Genomic DNA, 15,590 nt, shown 5'->3' on the forward strand with positions numbered 1-15,590 from the left:
CTGCCACTGCTGCTTGCCCCTGACGCCGACGTGAGGTCATAGCTTCGACCACATGGAAATCCAAGGATCAATCGCACTCGTCACCGGCGCCAACCGCGGCATGGGCCGCCATTTCGCGCGGCAACTCCTAGAACGCGGCGCGGCCAAGGTCTATGCCGGGTCGCGCCGGACCGAATCGATCGACCTTCCCGGGGTCGAGGCCGTGCTGCTCGACATCACCGATCCGGCGTCGGTCGCGGCGGCCGCGAAGACCGCCGCCGACGCGACCCTCCTCATCAACAACGCGGGGATCGCGACGTTCGAGAACCTCCTCGACGGTTCCGAGGACACGATCCGGCGGGAGATGGAGACCAACTTCTTCGGCACGTTGAACATGGTCCGGGCCTTCGCGCCGGTGCTCGGGGCGAACGGCGGCGGAGCGGTGCTCAACATGCTGTCGGTGCTCTCGTGGCGCTCGGCCGGGATCGGGCACGCCTACTCCGCGGCCAAGGCCGCCTCGTGGAGCCTCACCAACGGCGCCCGGCTCGAACTCGCGTCGCAGGGGACGCAGGTGGTCGGTCTGCACGTCGCCGGGGTCGACACCGACATGCTCGCCGGCATCGAGGCGGACAAGAGCGATCCCGCGGACGTCGTTCGGGCCGGACTCGACGGCATCGAGTCGGGCGCCCTGGAAGTCTTGGCCGACCGGAACGCGGTGGAGCTCAAGGCGGTCCTGAACGCCGACCCGAGCGTCGTCTACCCGGAGCTGGCCCCGGCCGGACCGACGCGCTGACCTCGACTGCTCCGCGCCGTCGGATGGGAAGTCCGGTCGGTCCGCGCTCGACGGACCGGGCCGGTCCGGGTCCGTCTCATTCGGCGGCGGGGCTCAGCGGCGGCCAGGCGTTCGCCAGGAGCTGCTCGAAGTGCCCCTGGAACCACTCGCCGCGCGGCGGGGCGTCCCGCAGCGAGCCGTATTCGGGGGCGCAGGTCGCATTGTAGCCAGAGCCGGGGACGAGGATGGGGCCGTCGGTGCCGTCGGACAGGCCCGGCGGCTGGATCCAGGCGTAGGCGTGCAGGTTCGGGTCGGCGGTCGGTTCGGCCTGCGGCCGGGCGCCGAGGCCCGCGCCGGCCTGGTTGCAGCGGTGCTGCTTGCTGATCCGGCGGTCGATGCGCGATTCGTCCACATAGGTGGTGGGGTCCGAGCTGCCGCTGGTGGCGGTGGGCCGGTCGGGTCCGCCCCAGCCGTTGCGCGAGGTGTCGATGACCACGCCGAGGTCCTCGTCGAAGCCCGCGCCGACGAGCGCGTCGCGGAGGTCGAGGGCGAAGCCCTGCTCGTCGATGTAGGAGTTGTAGTCCACCCAGTGGGTCTGCTCGACCGGCATGCCGCTGACCACGTCGTCGGCGTCGAAGTACGGTTCGACGGTCGCGGCGTAACCGGCGGTGTTGGCGGCGATCCCGGTGACGTCGCCGGGGTCGACGCCCATGGCGAGCAGCTGGCCGAACAGCTCGACGGCGTTGCCGAACTCGTCGTAGGCGGGGTTCGCGTCCTGCCATCCGATCACGGCGTGGTCGGCCGCGTCGAGGTAGTTGTGGACGCCGACGGCGGCGAGCTCGGTGACGGCGTAGGCGATGCCCTCCATGTAGTTCCCGTTGTCCCGCATCCTGTTGCACTCCTCGGTGGCGTAGGGGCTGGGATCGGTGTGGGCGGCCAGGTTGGGGATCGCGTACGGCTCCACCACCGCCACGACGTCCAGGTCGTCGTACGCCGGGTCGCCGATGATCTCGGCGATCGGGTCGACGAACTCGGATTTGTAGCGGTCGATCTCCTCGGGGCCGAGCTCCCCGTACGAGCGCAGTGCGGCGCAGTCCCGGCCGGGGAGGTTGTGGAGGACGATCTGGACCAGGTCGTCGCCTTGGGCCGTCGCCACGTCGAGGTGGTCCGCCAGTCCCATGCCGGAGGGGCCCTCGCCGGGGACGGCGCCGATGCTGTCGAGCCACACGGCCGTCGCCTGCTCGGCGACCTCGGCGGTCGCGCCGCCGCTGTAGGCCTGGGCCGACCATTCGGGATCGATGTAGACGTCGGCGCCCTCGTACGGGTTCGCCGCCTCGGGTCCGGGATCGCCGTGACCGCAGTCCTCGCCGGTGTCGGCTTGGAGGTCCGGGCCCCGGTCGCGGCAATGGCCGTTCGCGCCGACCGGGGCGGCGGCCGAGAAGACCGTGATGAGGCTCGCCGCGAGTACGGCGGCGGCGAGGAGGGACGCGTATTTTCGACCACAAGGGAACATCAGTCGAGTGTCGCAATCTTATTGATGTTTGTCAATCTGTAGTGGTCATCCGCGTCGCTCGACGAGCGCCGGGGGGCTTCGGCGGCTCTGGACAGGCTTGACGACCACCGGCGCGGTGCCTCCCGTCGACGGCGGATGCAGCTGTCGGCCCGAGACGCCGATCCGCTGGTCGCGCTGAGCCGCGAGCCCACCGCGTCCCGACGACGCCGCACCGGGCGCGGCCGTCACCTGCACGGGGGGCGCGGTCCCCCTCCCAGGGGAGGCGCGAGGCGCGGGCCTCCCTGAAGGCTTGCCCCATGCCATTGCGACGCTTGACGCCGTTCCTGCTCGCCGTGTACGCGGCCATCCACGTGTGGTGGGCCGTCGCCGGCGCGCCGGACTTCGACTCCTTCGGCGAGTCGTTCATCCCCGGGGCCTGGACGCCCGTCGCCATCGCCGTGGCGGCCCTGGCCGCGAACCTGCTCTTCCCGCGGGCGTCCCGCCGCCCCTGGGCCGGGGTCGTCCTCGGCTGGGCGGCCGGGGGCGGCATGGTCCTCTACTCGTTCATGTTCATGCTGGACCTCGCGTCGATGCTGTTCGGCGAGTTCGCCGCCGCGGACCGGACCGGATTCCTCATCCGCGGCCTCGGCGTCACCTGCGGGCTGCTCACCGTTCTCGGCACGATCGCGGCCCAGCGCCGGGCCCGCGGCGCCTGCCCGCGGTGCGGGCGGTCGCCTGCCGCGCATCCCGGCGCTCCCTGGGCCGGCCCGGCCCCGTGGTGGGCGTACGCCGGCGCCTACGGCGCACTGGCCGGGGCCGCCGCGCGGCTCGCCGCCGAACTGCTCGTGGGGCTGCCGTGGTCGCCGACGGAACCGGCGGTCATCGTCTTCCTCGTCGTCTACCTGGCCGCGGGGTCGCTGCTCCCGCTGGCCCTCGCGCACCGGTGGGGCCGGATCTGGCCCCGGTGGGTCGTGCCGCTCGCCGGACGGAAGGTGCCCCGATGGGTCGTGCTGGTACCGGCGTTCCTGGTGGGGAGCGGACTGGCGGCCTACTTCGGACTCGTCGGCGGCACCTACATGATCCGCGGCGAGTTCGGCTCCGAGTACCCCGCCTGGTGGACCCTGATGGTGATCCCCGGGTACACCGTATGGGGCCTCGGTCTGCTGGTGGCCGCCGTGTTCTACCTGGAGGCCACGAAACCGCCGTGCCCGGAGACGTCATGGGCGTGATCGCCTTCGGCGATCCGGAGCCGGCGCAGCGCCGCTCGGCTGAGGCGTTCGCCGAGTTCTGTCGGTGGTCGGTGACAGGATGAAGGCATCGACTTCCCGATAGGAGACAGCAATGCGCGGAAAACCCTCATGGTGGGACATCCTGGTCGACGATCTCAAGGTGGCCCAGGACTTCTACGGCGCCGTGTTCGGCTGGACCTTCCCGATGTCCGGGCCCGACTTCGTGGTCGTGTTCGACGGCACCGAGCAGGTCGGCCAGCTCTATGAGTCGAGCGAGCGGGTCGGTCGCGGGATCCGGATGTACTTCGACACCGACGATCTGGAAGGCGTCCTCGCGAAGGCCGCGAACGCGGGCGGCACGGTCAAGACCGAACGCACCCTGATCAGCCCGGAGATGGGCTGGTACGGCGAATTCGTCGATCCGAGCGGGGTGACGATCGGCCTCCACACCGACGTCCCCGCCGAATAGCGCGGAGGCGGAGCGGCCCGACCGGCGCCCATTCGAACGGGCTCTGTGTCGGTGGGCCTTCCTACGATGACGCCATGACGGTTTTCATCACTCCGAAGCAGTTCCACGAGGCCGACGGCGTCGACGACTGGCGGGTGCTGTGGTCGGTGGCGTTCGCGCTGTATCGCACGGGCGATTTCGCCACCGGCGTGCGGCTCGTCGCGGAGATCGGCCGCCTCGCCGAGGCGGCCGGACACCACCCCGATCTGAACCTCCGCTCCACGGTGCTGGAGGTGCGCCTGGTCACCAGGGAGCGCTGGGCGCTGAGCGAGGCCGACCTCGAGCTGGCCCGGCGGATCTCCGCGGCGGCCGAGGCGCTCGGCGTCCGGGCCGACCCCGGCTCCACCCGCACCTGGGAGTTCGCGATCGACGCGCTCGATGTGGACAAGGTCCGGGCGTTCTGGTGCGCCGTGCTCGGCTACGAGATGGTCGGCGAATGCGACATCGCCGACCCGGACGGGCTGTACCCGCCGGTCTTCGTCCAGCAGATGGACGTCATGCGGGAAGGGCGCAACCGCATCCATATCGATGTCGGTGTCCCGCACGAGCAGGCGGAGGCGCGGGTCGCCGCGGCGCTGGCCGCCGGAGGCAGGATCGTCACCGACCGGTTCGCCCCGATGCATTGGACGCTGGCAGATCCGGAAGGCAACGAGGTGGACCTCGCCACCTGGGTCGGCCGCGACTGACCGGAACGCCGGCCGGCCGCCGAGACGGCGGACGCGTCCGAGTGCCGCGGCGCGGGGAAGCCGCCGCGGACGGCGGGCGTGTTCTGCCGGTCGTTCGCGGTGCGCAGTGGCGCTGCCGCGCGGCTCGCGAGGCGAACGGCTCACGCCTCGGGCCGCGAGCCGCCCCGCATCCTCGCCCACGCCTCCCGGAGCCGCCGGCGCGTGAAGTAGACGCCGCCGAGGATCAGGACCACGAACGGGATCGCGATGGGCAGCACCGTCGTGAAGCCGATGACCAGCGCGACCATCTCGATGCCGATGAAGGACGCGGCGCCCATGTAAGCGAGCGTCGAGACCGTCTGGAGGCGGTAGACGACCAGTGCCATCCGCTCTCTGAATCCGACTGGACGCGAATCCGGGGGAGCGGCATCGCCATCTGGTTCCATCGGTCATGTATACGTGCGCGACGCGGCTCGCCGCCACCTCGTCCCCCCGCGTCGGCGACGGAGAGGCCGCCCTGCGCTGAACGGACGTCCGCTCACGCTCCGGCGCGCGGCGCGGCCGCGGCGTTCCCGCGGATCCTGTTCCGCACCAGGACTCCGGTGCGGTGGGCCAGGATGATGAGGGCCAGTCCGTTGAGGGCGTGCACCAGGAACAGCGATTGGCCCCACAGCGTGCCGGGGACGTTGACCAGGGCCATGCCGTGCTGGAGCAGCACGAGGAAGGCCCCCAGGGCGGTCAGCCACACGATCCCGGCACCGAGCCGCGCCGCCAGCGCGAGGAGGATCGCGGCCGAGTAGAGGTACAGCAGGGCGTCGCCGTTCAGGAAGTGCATCTCGAAGCCGTCCTCCAGCGCGCCGCCGTAGCCGACTCCGAAACCGGCCAGGGCGAACTGGACGACCAGCAGCGCCAGCAGCAGCATCATCCAGACCCGCAGGATCTTGGCGAAGACGGGACTCATGCCGGGACCTCGCTTCCTTCCGACTTCAGGGCGCGCTTCTCGTCGACCGCCCGCTTGGCCAGCCGGGCGACGGTCGCCTGCACGGCGAGGACGCCGAGGCCGTTGAGCGCGTGGAGGGCGATGCCGACGCCTCCGCCGACGCCCTCGGTGCCGAAGCCGTGGGCGAAGACGCTCTGCATCATGATCATGAAGGCCGACAGGGCCGTCAGCAGGACGGCCTTCCGGCCGGGCCGGGCGATGAGGGCGAAGACGACCGACAGCATGAGCCAGAGGATGAGCATGCCGCCGTTGCCCGCGTGGGCTATGAAGCGCATGATGCGCTCCCCGCCCTCCGAGACGGCGCCCCATCCGGCGAGGCCGACTTGGAGCACGAGGAGGACGACGACGAAGCGCGTCCACCCCAGGAAGAACAGCTTCACCGCGACCGCCTCCCGCATCCGGCCGCCAGGACAGACCGAAGTGGGCAATGCTGCCGAGTGCCGGGGTCTCCGGCCGGTGAACCGATGGATCTTCGCCGTTGCATGCGGCCGAGTCTGCGGGCGCCCCCATCCCTCCGGCATCGGCTCAGGGGAGGCAATCGGCCTACTCCTCGGGAGGTAAGGCGGGGAACGGCCGTACCTCCCGCGAGGTCACCCCCCCGGCCGGGGAGGCCGGGGGTCCGGCGGGCCGCCGGGTAGCGTGTGGTTTCCGACGACCGAGGCCGGAGGCGCGACACGATGGGTGGCTATGGGTTCAACCTCGCACTGGTATTGCTGCTGGTGGTGTTGAACGCCCTGTTCGCGGGCAGCGAGATGGCGCTGGTGTCGCTGCGGGAAGGGCAGCTGCGGGCGCTGGAGCGCGAGAAGGGCGCGGGGGCGCGCACGCTCGCGCGCCTCGCGAGGGACCCGAACCGGTTCCTGGCCACCATCCAGATCGGCATCACGCTCGCCGGGTTCCTCGCCTCGGCCACGGCCGCCGTGTCGCTGGCCGAACCGGTCGCGCCGCTGCTGGAGTTCCTCGGCGGCGCCGCCGAACCGGTCGCGGTCGCCCTGGTCACCGTCGTGCTGACGTTCGTGACGCTGGTGTTCGGCGAGCTGGCGCCCAAGCGGCTGGCCATGCAGTACTCGCTGCGGTGGGCGCTGCTGGCCGCCAAGCCGCTCGACGTGCTGTCGACGATCTCGCGGCCGGTGGTGTGGCTGCTGAGCGTCTCGACGAACCTGGTGGTGCGCGTCTTCGGCGGCAGGTCCGAGGACGACGAGGGGCAGATGAGCCCCGAGGAGCTGCGCGAACTGGTCGCCGGGCAGCGGGCCCTGAACCCCGAGCAGCGCGAGATCATCGCCGGGGCGCTGGAGATCCACGCCCGCCGCCTGCGCGAGGTGCTGGTGCCCAGGCGCATGGTGTTCATGCTGCGCTCCGATCTGGACGTGGCCGAGGCGCGGGCCGCGCTGGCGGCGTCGGGGCACTCGCGCGCCCCGGTGACCGGCGAGGCCGGCCTGGACGACGTCGTCGGCGTGGTGCACCTGCGCGACCTGCTCGACGACGAGCGGTCGCTGGCCGAGGCGATGCGCCCGCCCGTGCTCTACCCCGAGTCGCTGCGCGTCTCCGACGCGCTCCAGCGCTTCAAGGCCGAGCACGAGCAGTTCGCGGTGGTCGTCGACGAGCACGGCGGCATCGAGGGCATCGTCACCCTCGAAGACCTCCTGGAGGAGGTCGTGGGCGAGATCTACGACGAGACCGATCGCGACCTCATGCCCATCCGCCGCCACGAGGACGGCTCGCTGACCCTGCCGGGGACCTTCCCCGTCCACGACCTGGTGGACCTGGACATCGAACTGCCCGCCATGCCCGAGGGCAACTACACCACGGTCGCGGGCCTGGTGCTGGCCGCGCTCGGCCGCCTCCCCGAGCGGACCGGCGACACCGTGCACGTCTCGGGCTGGCTCTTCGAGGTGATCGGGGTCAGGGGCAACGCCATCACCCGCGTCCGGGCCCGCCGGGCCAACGAGCGGGACGGGTCCTGAGCTCCCGCCGACCGCGCCGAGCCGCTTCGAGCGGTCCTCGGGTCCGGCTCGCCGAGCCGGATGCACTCCAGGCGAAGCATGCAATCGGGACAAATGGGTACCATGCGCTGTATGACCTCGGAGGGCATGGGTCGATCAGCAGCGCCGGCGCTTCCCGTCGGCACCCGTCTGGTGCACATCGGGCCGCACAAGACCGGGACGACCGCGATTCAGGGGGCGCTGCACGGCGCCCGCGAGGAGCTGTCGAAGTACGGCACGACCGTGGCCCACAAGGAGCGCAACCCGATGCGGGCGGTGCTGGGCCTGACCGGAGAGCCGGGCATGAAGGGCGTCGGGCGGCAGGACGCGAGCGAGTGGGAGCGGCTGGTCGCCGACGTCGAGGCGGCCCGGACCGATCGGGTCGTCATCTCCAGCGAGTTCCTCGCCGATGCCGACGACGCCGCGATCAAGCAGGCGGTCGCCGACCTGGGCGGCCCGGCCGTCCACATCGCGGTGACGCTGCGCTCGCTGGCGAAGATCCTGCCGTCCCAGTGGCAGCAGTACGTCCAGAACGATCTGACGGTCGACTACCCGACCTGGCTGGACCTCATGTTCAACCGGCCCGCGCGGGAGCACCCGAACCGGAGGTTCTGGCTGCGGCACCGCCACGGCCGGCTGGTGGAGCGGTGGGCGGCGGCGGTCGGGCCGGACCGGCTCACGGTGATCGTGCCCGACGAGTCCGACCGCGGCATGCTGCTGCGGTCCTTCGAGGAGCTGCTGGCGCTGCCGCGCGGCGTTCTGCGTCAGCGGCCCGACCAGGCGAACCGGTCGCTGACCTGGGACGAAGTGGAGCTGGTGCGCCGCTGCAACGAGTTGCTCGCGGAGCAGAAGCTGCCTCCGGCCGCCTATTACACCTATTTCCGGAACGGCGCGGTCAAGCGCATGAAGACCGCCCGCAGGCCGGGCCCGGACGAGCCGGCCATCGCCACTCCCGGCTGGGCGCTCGACCGGACCGCCGAGCTGGGCGAGGAGACGGCCCGGCAGGTGTCGAAGCTGGGGGTCCGCGTCCTGGGCGATCTGGACCGGCTCGCCGAGCGGCCGGTCTGCGGCGAGCCGCCCGAGGAGGGCGATCCGGCGCTGGTGGAGGCGGCGGCCGAGGCGATCGTCGGAGCGGTCGACGCCGCCGCCCGCAGGCAGCCGAGCTCCAGGCTGTCGTCGCCGGTGGACGAGGCGCCCGCGAAGGAACTGGCGAAGGTCCTGGCGCGGCGGGCGTCTCGGCGCGTCTCCCGCCGGTTCAGGGCGTGGCGGAGGCGGTGAGGGCGCCGCCTGGCGGCTCGCGATCGTTTTCGGAATCGCCGTTGACGACGGCCGCTCCCGTGTGCAGACTGGTCGGTCGGGACCGGCCGGTCCCGACGCTCGCCGACCAGGAGGCACTCCGTTGATCCCCGATCCCACGATCCTGCACCCCATGACCGGCCAGTCGCGCGTGGTCTTCCTCAAGCCGCTGATCGAGTCCGAGAAGATCGAGGTCGGCGAGTACACCTACTACGACGACCCCGACGCGGCCACCGAGTTCGAGGAGCGCAACGTGCTCTACGCCTACGGCCCCGAGAAGCTGCGGATCGGCAGGTACTGCGCGCTGGCCGCCGGCACCCGGTTCATCATGGCCGGGGCCGACCATCCGATGGTCGGCGTCTCGACCTTCCCGTTCGCGATCTTCGGCGGCGACTGGGCCGAGGCCACCCTCGACATCGTCATGAACGTCGAGAGCCGGGGCGACACGACCGTCGGCAACGACGTCTGGTTCGGCTACAACACGACGATCATGCCCGGCGTGACCGTCGGGGACGGCGCGATCATCGCCTCCGGGGCGGTCGTCACCGCTGACGTCTCGCCGTACGCGATCGTCGGCGGCAACCCCGCCAAGACGATCCGGCGGCGCTTCGACGACGCCGACGTCGAGCGGCTGCTGCGGGCCGCGTGGTGGGACTGGCCGGTCGAGCTGGTCACCGAGCACGCCCGCACGATCATGGCCGGCTCCCCGGCCGACATCGCGGCCGTGGCCGCCGACCACGGCCTGGAGCGCGCCGTCTGAGCCGCGTCCGCGGGCCGTTCTAGGAGACGGCCGCCGTGGATTCGCGCACGATGAGCTGGGTCGCCAGCTCCTCGCGCGGCGCGTCGCCCGGCGGTTCGGCCATGATCCGCAGCAGCATCCGCATCGCGGCCTCGCCCATCTCGGCGATCGGCTGGCGCACCGTGGTCAGAGCCGGGCGCAGCCACTGCGCCTCGGGCAGGTCGTCGAAGCCGACGACGCTGACGTCCTCGGGGATGGCCAGGCCCAGCGACTCGGCGGCGTCGTAGACCCCGACCGCCATGTGGTCCGAGCAGGCGAAGACCGCCGTCGGCGCCGCCGGTCCCTTGAGGAGCCCGGCCGCCGCGTCGGCGGCGCTCGAACGCCGCCAGTCGGTGTGCACGACCCGCTCCTCGGGCAGTTCGATCCCGGCCTGCGAGGCGCCCGAGCGAAAGCCGTCCATGCGGGCCTGGCTGTAGAGGTGCCTGCGCCTGCCGCCGATCACGGCAAGGCGCTCGTGGCCGAGCGCGGCGAAGTGCTCGGCGGCGGCGCGGCCGCCGTCCCAGTTGGCGGCTCCGACGCTCGCGACCGTGCTCGGCGGCTGCGTCACCGGGTCGAGCAGGACCACCGGGACTCCGGCGGCGGTGAGCGTCGCGAGCTGCTCGGCGGTCGCGTCGACCAGCGTCAGCACGGCGCCGCGCAGTCCTCGTTCGAGCAGCCGGGTCAGCCACGCCCCGTCCGGGCCGCGCGCGACGGAGACGACGATGTCCACCCCGGCCGCCGTGGCGGCGCGCTCGACGCCGCTGAGCGCCCGGTTCGCCCATGCGCCCTCGACGCCGCTGAGCACCAGGTCCACCAGGGCCGGGCGGTCGGTCCGCGGCACCGCGCCCCGGCCGGAGCGCCCCCGGTAGTCGAGCTCGGCGACGGCTCGCATGACGCGGGAGCGGGTCTCGACCGAGACGTCAGATCGTCCACTGAGGACTTTCGAGGCCGTCGGCACCGTCGTGCCCGCCGCCTCGGCCACGTCGGCGAGCGTCGTCCGTCGACCGTTCCGCATGGGCCGATCCTATCTGGAAGACTAAAAGTTGCGCAACTTCGCTTGAGAATGATGCTTGCCACCTGTGGAAAGCGCTGAAATAATGTACAGCGAAACCACGACCAGTGCAGAATTTGCGCAACTTTGGAGCGAACATGCCAACAGCAGGGAACCAGCGCGCGCTCGTCGTGCGCGGCGGATGGGACGGCCACCAGCCCGTCGAGGCCACCGACTCGTTCCTCCCCTTCCTCGCCGAGCACGGCTACGAGACGCGCGTCGAGGACACCACCGCCGTCTACGCCGACGCCGGCTACATGGCGACGGTCGACCTCGTCGTCCAGACCAACACCATGAACAAGATCGACGCCGACGAGCTGCGCGGCCTCATCACCGCGGTCGAGAACGGCACCGGCATGGCCGGGTGGCACGGCGGCATCGCCGACTCCTACCGCGACAGCTCCGACTACCTCCAGTTCATCGGCGGCCAGTTCGCGACCCACCCCACCAGGGCCCCGCGCGAAGAGCTCAAGGGCGAGGCCGCCGACTGCTTCGTGCGCTACACCGTCAACATCGTCCCCGAGCGGGCCGACCACCCGATCGTCCAGGGCATCGAGGACTTCGAGCTCGACACCGAGCAGTACTGGGTCCTCTCCGACGAGTACAACGACGTCCTCGCGACCACCACCATCCCCGTCACCGACTACCACCCGTGGCACCGCCCGGTCACCTGCCCGGCCGTGTGGACCCGCCTGTGGGGCCAGGGCCGGATCTTCGTCGCCACGCCCGGCCACGACATGGGCGTGCTCGCCGACCCGAACGTCCGCACCATCATCGAGAGGGGCATCCTGTGGGCCAGCCGCTGAGGATCGGCGTCGTCGGCCTCGGAGCGATCTCCGGCGCCTACCTGTCCACGTTCGAACGGCTCGACGCGGTGCGCCCGGTCGCCGTCGCCGATCTCGACGAGGCCCGCGCGAAGGCCGTCGCCAAGGAGCGGGGCCTGCGCGCCCTCACCGTCGACGAGCTCGTCGCCGACCCCGAGGTCGAGCTCGTCCTCAACCTCACCGTCCCCGCCGCGCACGCCGAGATCGCGCTCAAGGCCATCGCGGCGGGCAAGCACGTCTACGGCGAGAAGCCGCTCGCGGCGACGCTCGACGAGGCCCGCGCCGTCGTCGAGGCGGGCCGCCTGGCGGGCGTCCGCGTCGGCTGCGCGCCCGACACCGTCCTGGGCACCGGCGTGCAGACCGCCCGCAAGGCCGTCGACGACGGCCTGATCGGCGCCCCGGTCGCCGCCACCGCCACGATGGTCACGCCCGGCCACGAGCGCTGGCACCCCGACCCCGATTTCTACTACCGGCCGGGCGGCGGGCCGCTGTTGGACATGGGCCCGTACTACGTGACCGCGCTGGTCACCCTCCTCGGGCCGGTCGCCTCGGTCGTCGGCGCCGCCAGCCGCACCCGGACGACGCGCACCATCGGATCGGGCCCCCGCGCGGGCGAGGTCATCCCCGTCGAGATCGACACGCACGTGACCGGCGTCCTCCGCCACGAGTCCGGCGCGCTCTCGACGCTCGTGATGAGCTTCGACTCGGTCGCCACCCGGGCCTCCAACATCGAGGTCCACGGACAGGCCGGCTCGCTCGTCGTCCCCGACCCGAACCGCTTCGACGGCGAGGTCCGGATCCACCCGCTCGACGGCGAGTGGGAGGCGCTGCCGCCGAGCGCCGGATACCGCGACGCGGCGCGCGGCTACGGGATCGCCGATCTCGCCGCCGCCGGGGCCCGCGTCCCGGCCCGCGCGAACGGCGAGCTGGCCTACCACGTCCTCGACGTCATGAGCTCGCTGCTCGACGCCGCCGAGGGCGGCGCCGCCGTCGAAGTGGCGAGCACCTGCGAGCGGCCCGCGGCCGTCCCGCTCTCGGACTTGACCTAGTCGAAGGCCTCGGCGGTCAACTCGACCGAGCGGACGCGGTCGGCGAGCTCCTCGGCGTGGTGGGCGGTGATCAGCTCGTCGGCGCCCGTCGAGGAGGCGAACTCCTCCAGGTAGGCGCGGACCTCGCCGGGGCCGCCGACGGCGGTGTACTCGGTCATGGCCGAGAGCTGCCGCCCGTTCGGCGAGGCGAGGAAGGCGTCGATCTCGGCGTCGGTGAAGTCCCGCCCGCCCTGGCCGCGCGAGACGAAGGCGCGCGTCCGGTTGCGGTACGAGACCTCCTTCTGCGCCTCGGCCGCGCCGCGGTCCTCGGCCGCGAACACGTTCACCCCGGCGATCAGGTACGGCTCGGCCAGCTGCTCGGACGGCTCGAAGCCCTCGCGGTAGGCGGCCGCCGCCTCGTGGAGGTGGGTCGGCGCGAAGTGGGACGCGAAGGCGTACGGCAGGCCGAGCCTGGCGGCCAGCTGCGCCCCGAACAGGGAGGAGCCGAGGATGTACAGCGGCACCGCGCCTTCGGCGGTCGGCACGGCCTGCACGCCCGGCACCCGCGACTCGCCGCTCAGGTAGCCCTGGAGCTCCAGCACGTCCTGCGGGAACGAGTCCGCCGAGGAGGCGTCCCGCCGGATGGCGAGCATGGTGGCCCGGTCGGTGCCCGGCGCGCGCCCCAGGCCGAGGTCGATCCGGCCGGGGAAGAGCGTCTCCAGCGTCCCGAACTGCTCGGCGATGACCAGCGGCGAGTGGTTGGGCAGCATGATCCCGCCCGCGCCGAGCCTGATGGTCTCGGTGTGCTCGGCGACGTGGCCGATGACCACGCTCGTCGCGCTCGATGCGATGGTCGGCATGTTGTGGTGCTCGGCGTACCAGACCCGCCGGTAGCCGCCGCGCTCGGCGGCGCGGGCGAGCTCGACGCTCGCCGCGAAGCTGTCGCGCGCGGACCGGCCCGGCGCGATCGGCGCCAGGTCGAGGATCGAGAGGGCGACGGGCATGTGGGCCGCCTTTCTACGCAGATCGCGGTGGAGCGCCCCGGCGGCGGCGCGGAGGCGCGCCCTGTTGCGCCGGTGGCGGATCCACCGGCGGTGTTCCGAAGCTATCCCGCCGCGTCGCGAGCGGCACCATGACCCTGGTCACGGGCCCATGGCGCCGCTCTGCGGCGGGCCCGGTCAGGGGACCAGCACGGTCTTGCCGGGGAGCCGCCCGGAGACCGCCGCGTCGTGGACCTCGGCCAGCTCCGACAGCGGCCTGCGCTCGGCGACGTGGATCCGCAGCTCGCCGCGGTCGACGTCGGCCACCAGCTCGGCGAGCCGGGCGGCGTCGCCGCGGACGAAGACCTGCGCCGTCCGCACCCCGCGCCCGGGCTCCTCGGGGCCGGGGCCGGTGGTGCTGACGAAGGCCCCGCCGTCGGCGACCAGGTCCGCCAGGCGCGCGGTCGCCTCGGGGTCGGTGCGCACCAGGTTCAGCACGGCGTCGAAGCGCCGCCCCGCGAGCGCCTCCGTCACCGGCGTCGCGGTGTGGTCGACGATCTCGTCCGCGCCGTAGGAGCGGAGCCGCTCGGCGCTGCGTTCACTGGCCGTCGCGGTCACGCTCGCTCCCGCCCGCGCCGCGAGCTGGACCGCGTAGCCGCCGACGGCGCCTCCGGCGCCGTTGATCAGGATGCTCTGGCCCGCTTCGAGTTCCGCGTGCTCGAACAGCGACTCGCGGGCGGTCAGCGCCACCGACGGCAGCGCCGCGGCGTCCACGAGGTCGACCTCGCGCGGAGCGGCGGCCAGCAGCTCGGCGGACGCGGCGACGTACTCGGCGGCCCCGCCCGGCGCGGTGGCCGGCAGGAAGGCGACGACCCGGTCGCCGAGGCTCCAGCCGCTCACGCCCTCGCCGAGTTCGACGACGACGCCGGAGACGTCGTAGTTCGGGATGTGCGGGAACGCGACCGGGAACACCTCCCGCATCAGGCCCGCGCGGATCGCCAGGTCCAGCGGGCTGAACGCGCTGGCGGCCACCTCGATCACCACCTGTCCCGCCGCCGCTTCCGGGCGCTCGGCCTCTTCGTGGACCAGGACGTCGCTGTCGCCGTAGGAGTGGTAACGAACTGCCTTCATGATTCCTCCTCTATTTTGCTTCGAATTTGAAGCATGAGGCGAGCATATATGCTTCGAATTCGAAGTTCCAGTGCTCGCGCGGTGACGCTCGACACAATGCTTCGAATTCGAAACAGGTAGGATTCGGGGATGTCCGATTCCCCGCCCGACGACGACCGGCCGCTCGACCCGCGGCAGCTGAGCGCCTACTTCGCGCTCTCGGAGGTCGGCAGCCTGCTCCAGCACGAGGTCGAGCGGCACCTGCGCGCCGAGGGCGGCCTGAGCACCGTGCAGTTCCAGCTCCTGGCGAGCCTCGACGCCTCCGACGGGCGGCTGACCATGACGCAGCTGGCCGACGGCGTCGTCTACAGCCGCAGCGGCCTGACCTACCAGGTCGGATTGCTGGAGAAGGCCGGGCTCGTGACGCGCGGACCCAGCCCCGACGACGAGCGCTCCACACTGGTCAGCATCACCGACGAGGGCCGGGCGCTCGTCGAGCGCATCCTGCCCGGCCACATCCGCGTGGTGCGCGGCCGGCTGTTCGAGCCGCTGTCCGACGAGGACCTCGACCGCCTGGGCGACATCATGACCCGGGTGCGCGACCACATGCGCGCCAGGCCGCCCCGCTCCGCGGCGCCCCGCAGGCGCCGCGGCCCGGCGGATTGAGGCCCGGGCCCCGACTCAGGCGGTCGCGGCGAGGTACTCGACGCGCGGGATCCGGCGCGGCGCCCGCCGGGCTCCGGCTCCTCGTACTCGCCCGCCGCCGCGAAGCCTGACCGCGGCAGACCGGGGCCGGCTCCTCGCCGCCGGCCGGCGCGATCGCGCGCGGCCCGCCTTGTCCCCCATGCGAGCTACGCGCAAGTGCCCACTTCACGGTGACGACTCCGCGCCCCCTGATC

General features: G+C 72.3%; 17 protein-coding genes. 10 read left to right on the forward strand and 7 right to left on the reverse strand.

The genetic code is table 11. The features are described 5' to 3' along the window. The first annotated feature begins 52 nt into the window (after positions 1–52). Positions 53–772, forward strand: a complete 720-nt coding sequence (locus tag YWW_RS0102320) for an SDR family oxidoreductase (protein ID WP_026928826.1) — start codon at positions 53–55, stop codon at positions 770–772. A gap of 76 nt (positions 773–848) precedes the next feature. On the opposite strand, the gene YWW_RS27865 is transcribed toward YWW_RS0102320, so the two are convergent. Continuing rightward, on the reverse strand, positions 849–2,264 hold the full coding sequence (locus YWW_RS27865; protein ID WP_051325277.1) for a glycoside hydrolase family 6 protein: 1,416 nt from the start codon (positions 2,262–2,264) through the stop codon (positions 849–851). 296 nt (positions 2,265–2,560) lie between these two features. On the opposite strand from YWW_RS27865, the gene YWW_RS33655 reads away from it, so the two are divergent. The 3 genes from YWW_RS33655 (at position 2,561) to YWW_RS0102340 (ending at position 4,666) form a co-directional block, all read left to right on the forward strand. Then, a complete protein-coding gene (locus YWW_RS33655) occupies positions 2,561–3,472 on the forward strand; it encodes a hypothetical protein (RefSeq protein ID WP_155829833.1) in 912 nt (303 codons plus the stop codon). A gap of 112 nt (positions 3,473–3,584) precedes the next feature. Then, a complete protein-coding gene (locus YWW_RS0102335; RefSeq protein WP_026928827.1) occupies positions 3,585–3,941 on the forward strand; it encodes a VOC family protein in 357 nt (118 codons plus the stop codon). 74 nt (positions 3,942–4,015) lie between these two features. Further along, a complete protein-coding gene (locus tag YWW_RS0102340; protein WP_026928828.1) occupies positions 4,016–4,666 on the forward strand; it encodes a VOC family protein in 651 nt (216 codons plus the stop codon). Positions 4,667–4,806: 140 nt separating this feature from the next. Here YWW_RS0102340 and YWW_RS0102345 read toward each other — a convergent pair whose 3' ends face one another. The 3 genes from YWW_RS0102345 to YWW_RS0102355 form a co-directional block, all read right to left on the reverse strand. Then, positions 4,807–5,091: a hypothetical protein gene (locus YWW_RS0102345; RefSeq protein ID WP_155829835.1), complete on the reverse strand. Its 285-nt coding sequence runs from the start codon at positions 5,089–5,091 to the stop codon at positions 4,807–4,809. Positions 5,092–5,183: 92 nt separating this feature from the next. Beyond that, the gene (locus YWW_RS0102350) at positions 5,184–5,606 is read right to left on the reverse strand and encodes a hypothetical protein (RefSeq protein ID WP_026928830.1); all 423 of its coding nucleotides are present in this window, start codon (positions 5,604–5,606) and stop codon (positions 5,184–5,186) included. Continuing rightward, on the reverse strand, positions 5,603–6,025 hold the full coding sequence (locus tag YWW_RS0102355; RefSeq protein ID WP_155829837.1) for a hypothetical protein: 423 nt from the start codon (positions 6,023–6,025) through the stop codon (positions 5,603–5,605). Before YWW_RS0102355 ends, YWW_RS0102350 begins: the two co-directional genes overlap by 4 nt. Positions 6,026–6,322: 297 nt before the next feature. On the opposite strand from YWW_RS0102355, the gene YWW_RS27875 reads away from it, so the two are divergent. The 3 genes from YWW_RS27875 (at position 6,323) to YWW_RS0102370 (ending at position 9,680) form a co-directional block, all read left to right on the forward strand. Next, positions 6,323–7,606 carry a hemolysin family protein gene (locus YWW_RS27875; protein ID WP_035697420.1) on the forward strand — a complete coding sequence of 428 codons (1,284 nt, stop codon included), beginning with the start codon at positions 6,323–6,325 and terminating at the stop codon, positions 7,604–7,606. Between the two features lie 126 nt (positions 7,607–7,732). Next, positions 7,733–8,902, forward strand: coding sequence for a hypothetical protein (locus YWW_RS0102365; RefSeq protein ID WP_035703918.1), 1,170 nt, complete (start codon positions 7,733–7,735; stop codon positions 8,900–8,902). A gap of 151 nt (positions 8,903–9,053) precedes the next feature. Next, entirely contained in the window at positions 9,054–9,680 is a 627-nt protein-coding gene (locus YWW_RS0102370) for a CatB-related O-acetyltransferase (RefSeq protein WP_211228400.1), read from the forward strand. A gap of 19 nt (positions 9,681–9,699) precedes the next feature. Here the strand turns inward: YWW_RS0102370 and YWW_RS0102375 are convergent, their stop codons facing one another. Further along, positions 9,700–10,713, reverse strand: coding sequence for a LacI family DNA-binding transcriptional regulator (locus YWW_RS0102375; RefSeq protein ID WP_026928834.1), 1,014 nt, complete (start codon positions 10,711–10,713; stop codon positions 9,700–9,702). A 134-nt stretch (positions 10,714–10,847) separates the two neighbouring features. On the opposite strand from YWW_RS0102375, the gene YWW_RS36760 reads away from it, so the two are divergent. Both YWW_RS36760 and YWW_RS36765 read left to right on the forward strand, forming a co-directional pair. Further along, positions 10,848–11,555, forward strand: a complete 708-nt coding sequence (locus YWW_RS36760; protein WP_026928835.1) for a ThuA domain-containing protein — start codon at positions 10,848–10,850, stop codon at positions 11,553–11,555. After that, positions 11,540–12,622 carry a Gfo/Idh/MocA family protein gene (locus YWW_RS36765; protein ID WP_026928836.1) on the forward strand — a complete coding sequence of 361 codons (1,083 nt, stop codon included), beginning with the start codon at positions 11,540–11,542 and terminating at the stop codon, positions 12,620–12,622. Before YWW_RS36760 ends, YWW_RS36765 begins: the two co-directional genes overlap by 16 nt. On the opposite strand, the gene YWW_RS0102390 is transcribed toward YWW_RS36765, so the two are convergent. Beyond that, positions 12,619–13,605, reverse strand: a complete 987-nt coding sequence (locus YWW_RS0102390) for an LLM class flavin-dependent oxidoreductase (RefSeq protein ID WP_026928837.1) — start codon at positions 13,603–13,605, stop codon at positions 12,619–12,621. The genes YWW_RS36765 and YWW_RS0102390 overlap by 4 nt on opposite strands. 174 nt (positions 13,606–13,779) lie before the next feature. Continuing rightward, positions 13,780–14,712 carry an NADP-dependent oxidoreductase gene (locus YWW_RS0102395; RefSeq protein ID WP_026928838.1) on the reverse strand — a complete coding sequence of 311 codons (933 nt, stop codon included), beginning with the start codon at positions 14,710–14,712 and terminating at the stop codon, positions 13,780–13,782. 129 nt (positions 14,713–14,841) lie between these two features. On the opposite strand from YWW_RS0102395, the gene YWW_RS0102400 reads away from it, so the two are divergent. Next, the gene (locus tag YWW_RS0102400; RefSeq protein ID WP_026928839.1) at positions 14,842–15,357 is read left to right on the forward strand and encodes a MarR family winged helix-turn-helix transcriptional regulator; all 516 of its coding nucleotides are present in this window, start codon (positions 14,842–14,844) and stop codon (positions 15,355–15,357) included. Positions 15,358–15,590: the final 233 nt, after the last annotated feature.

Origin of the sequence: Glycomyces tenuis DSM 44171, assembly GCF_000427885.1 — a bacterium.
Taxonomy (GTDB): domain Bacteria; phylum Actinomycetota; class Actinomycetes; order Mycobacteriales; family Micromonosporaceae; genus Glycomyces; species Glycomyces tenuis.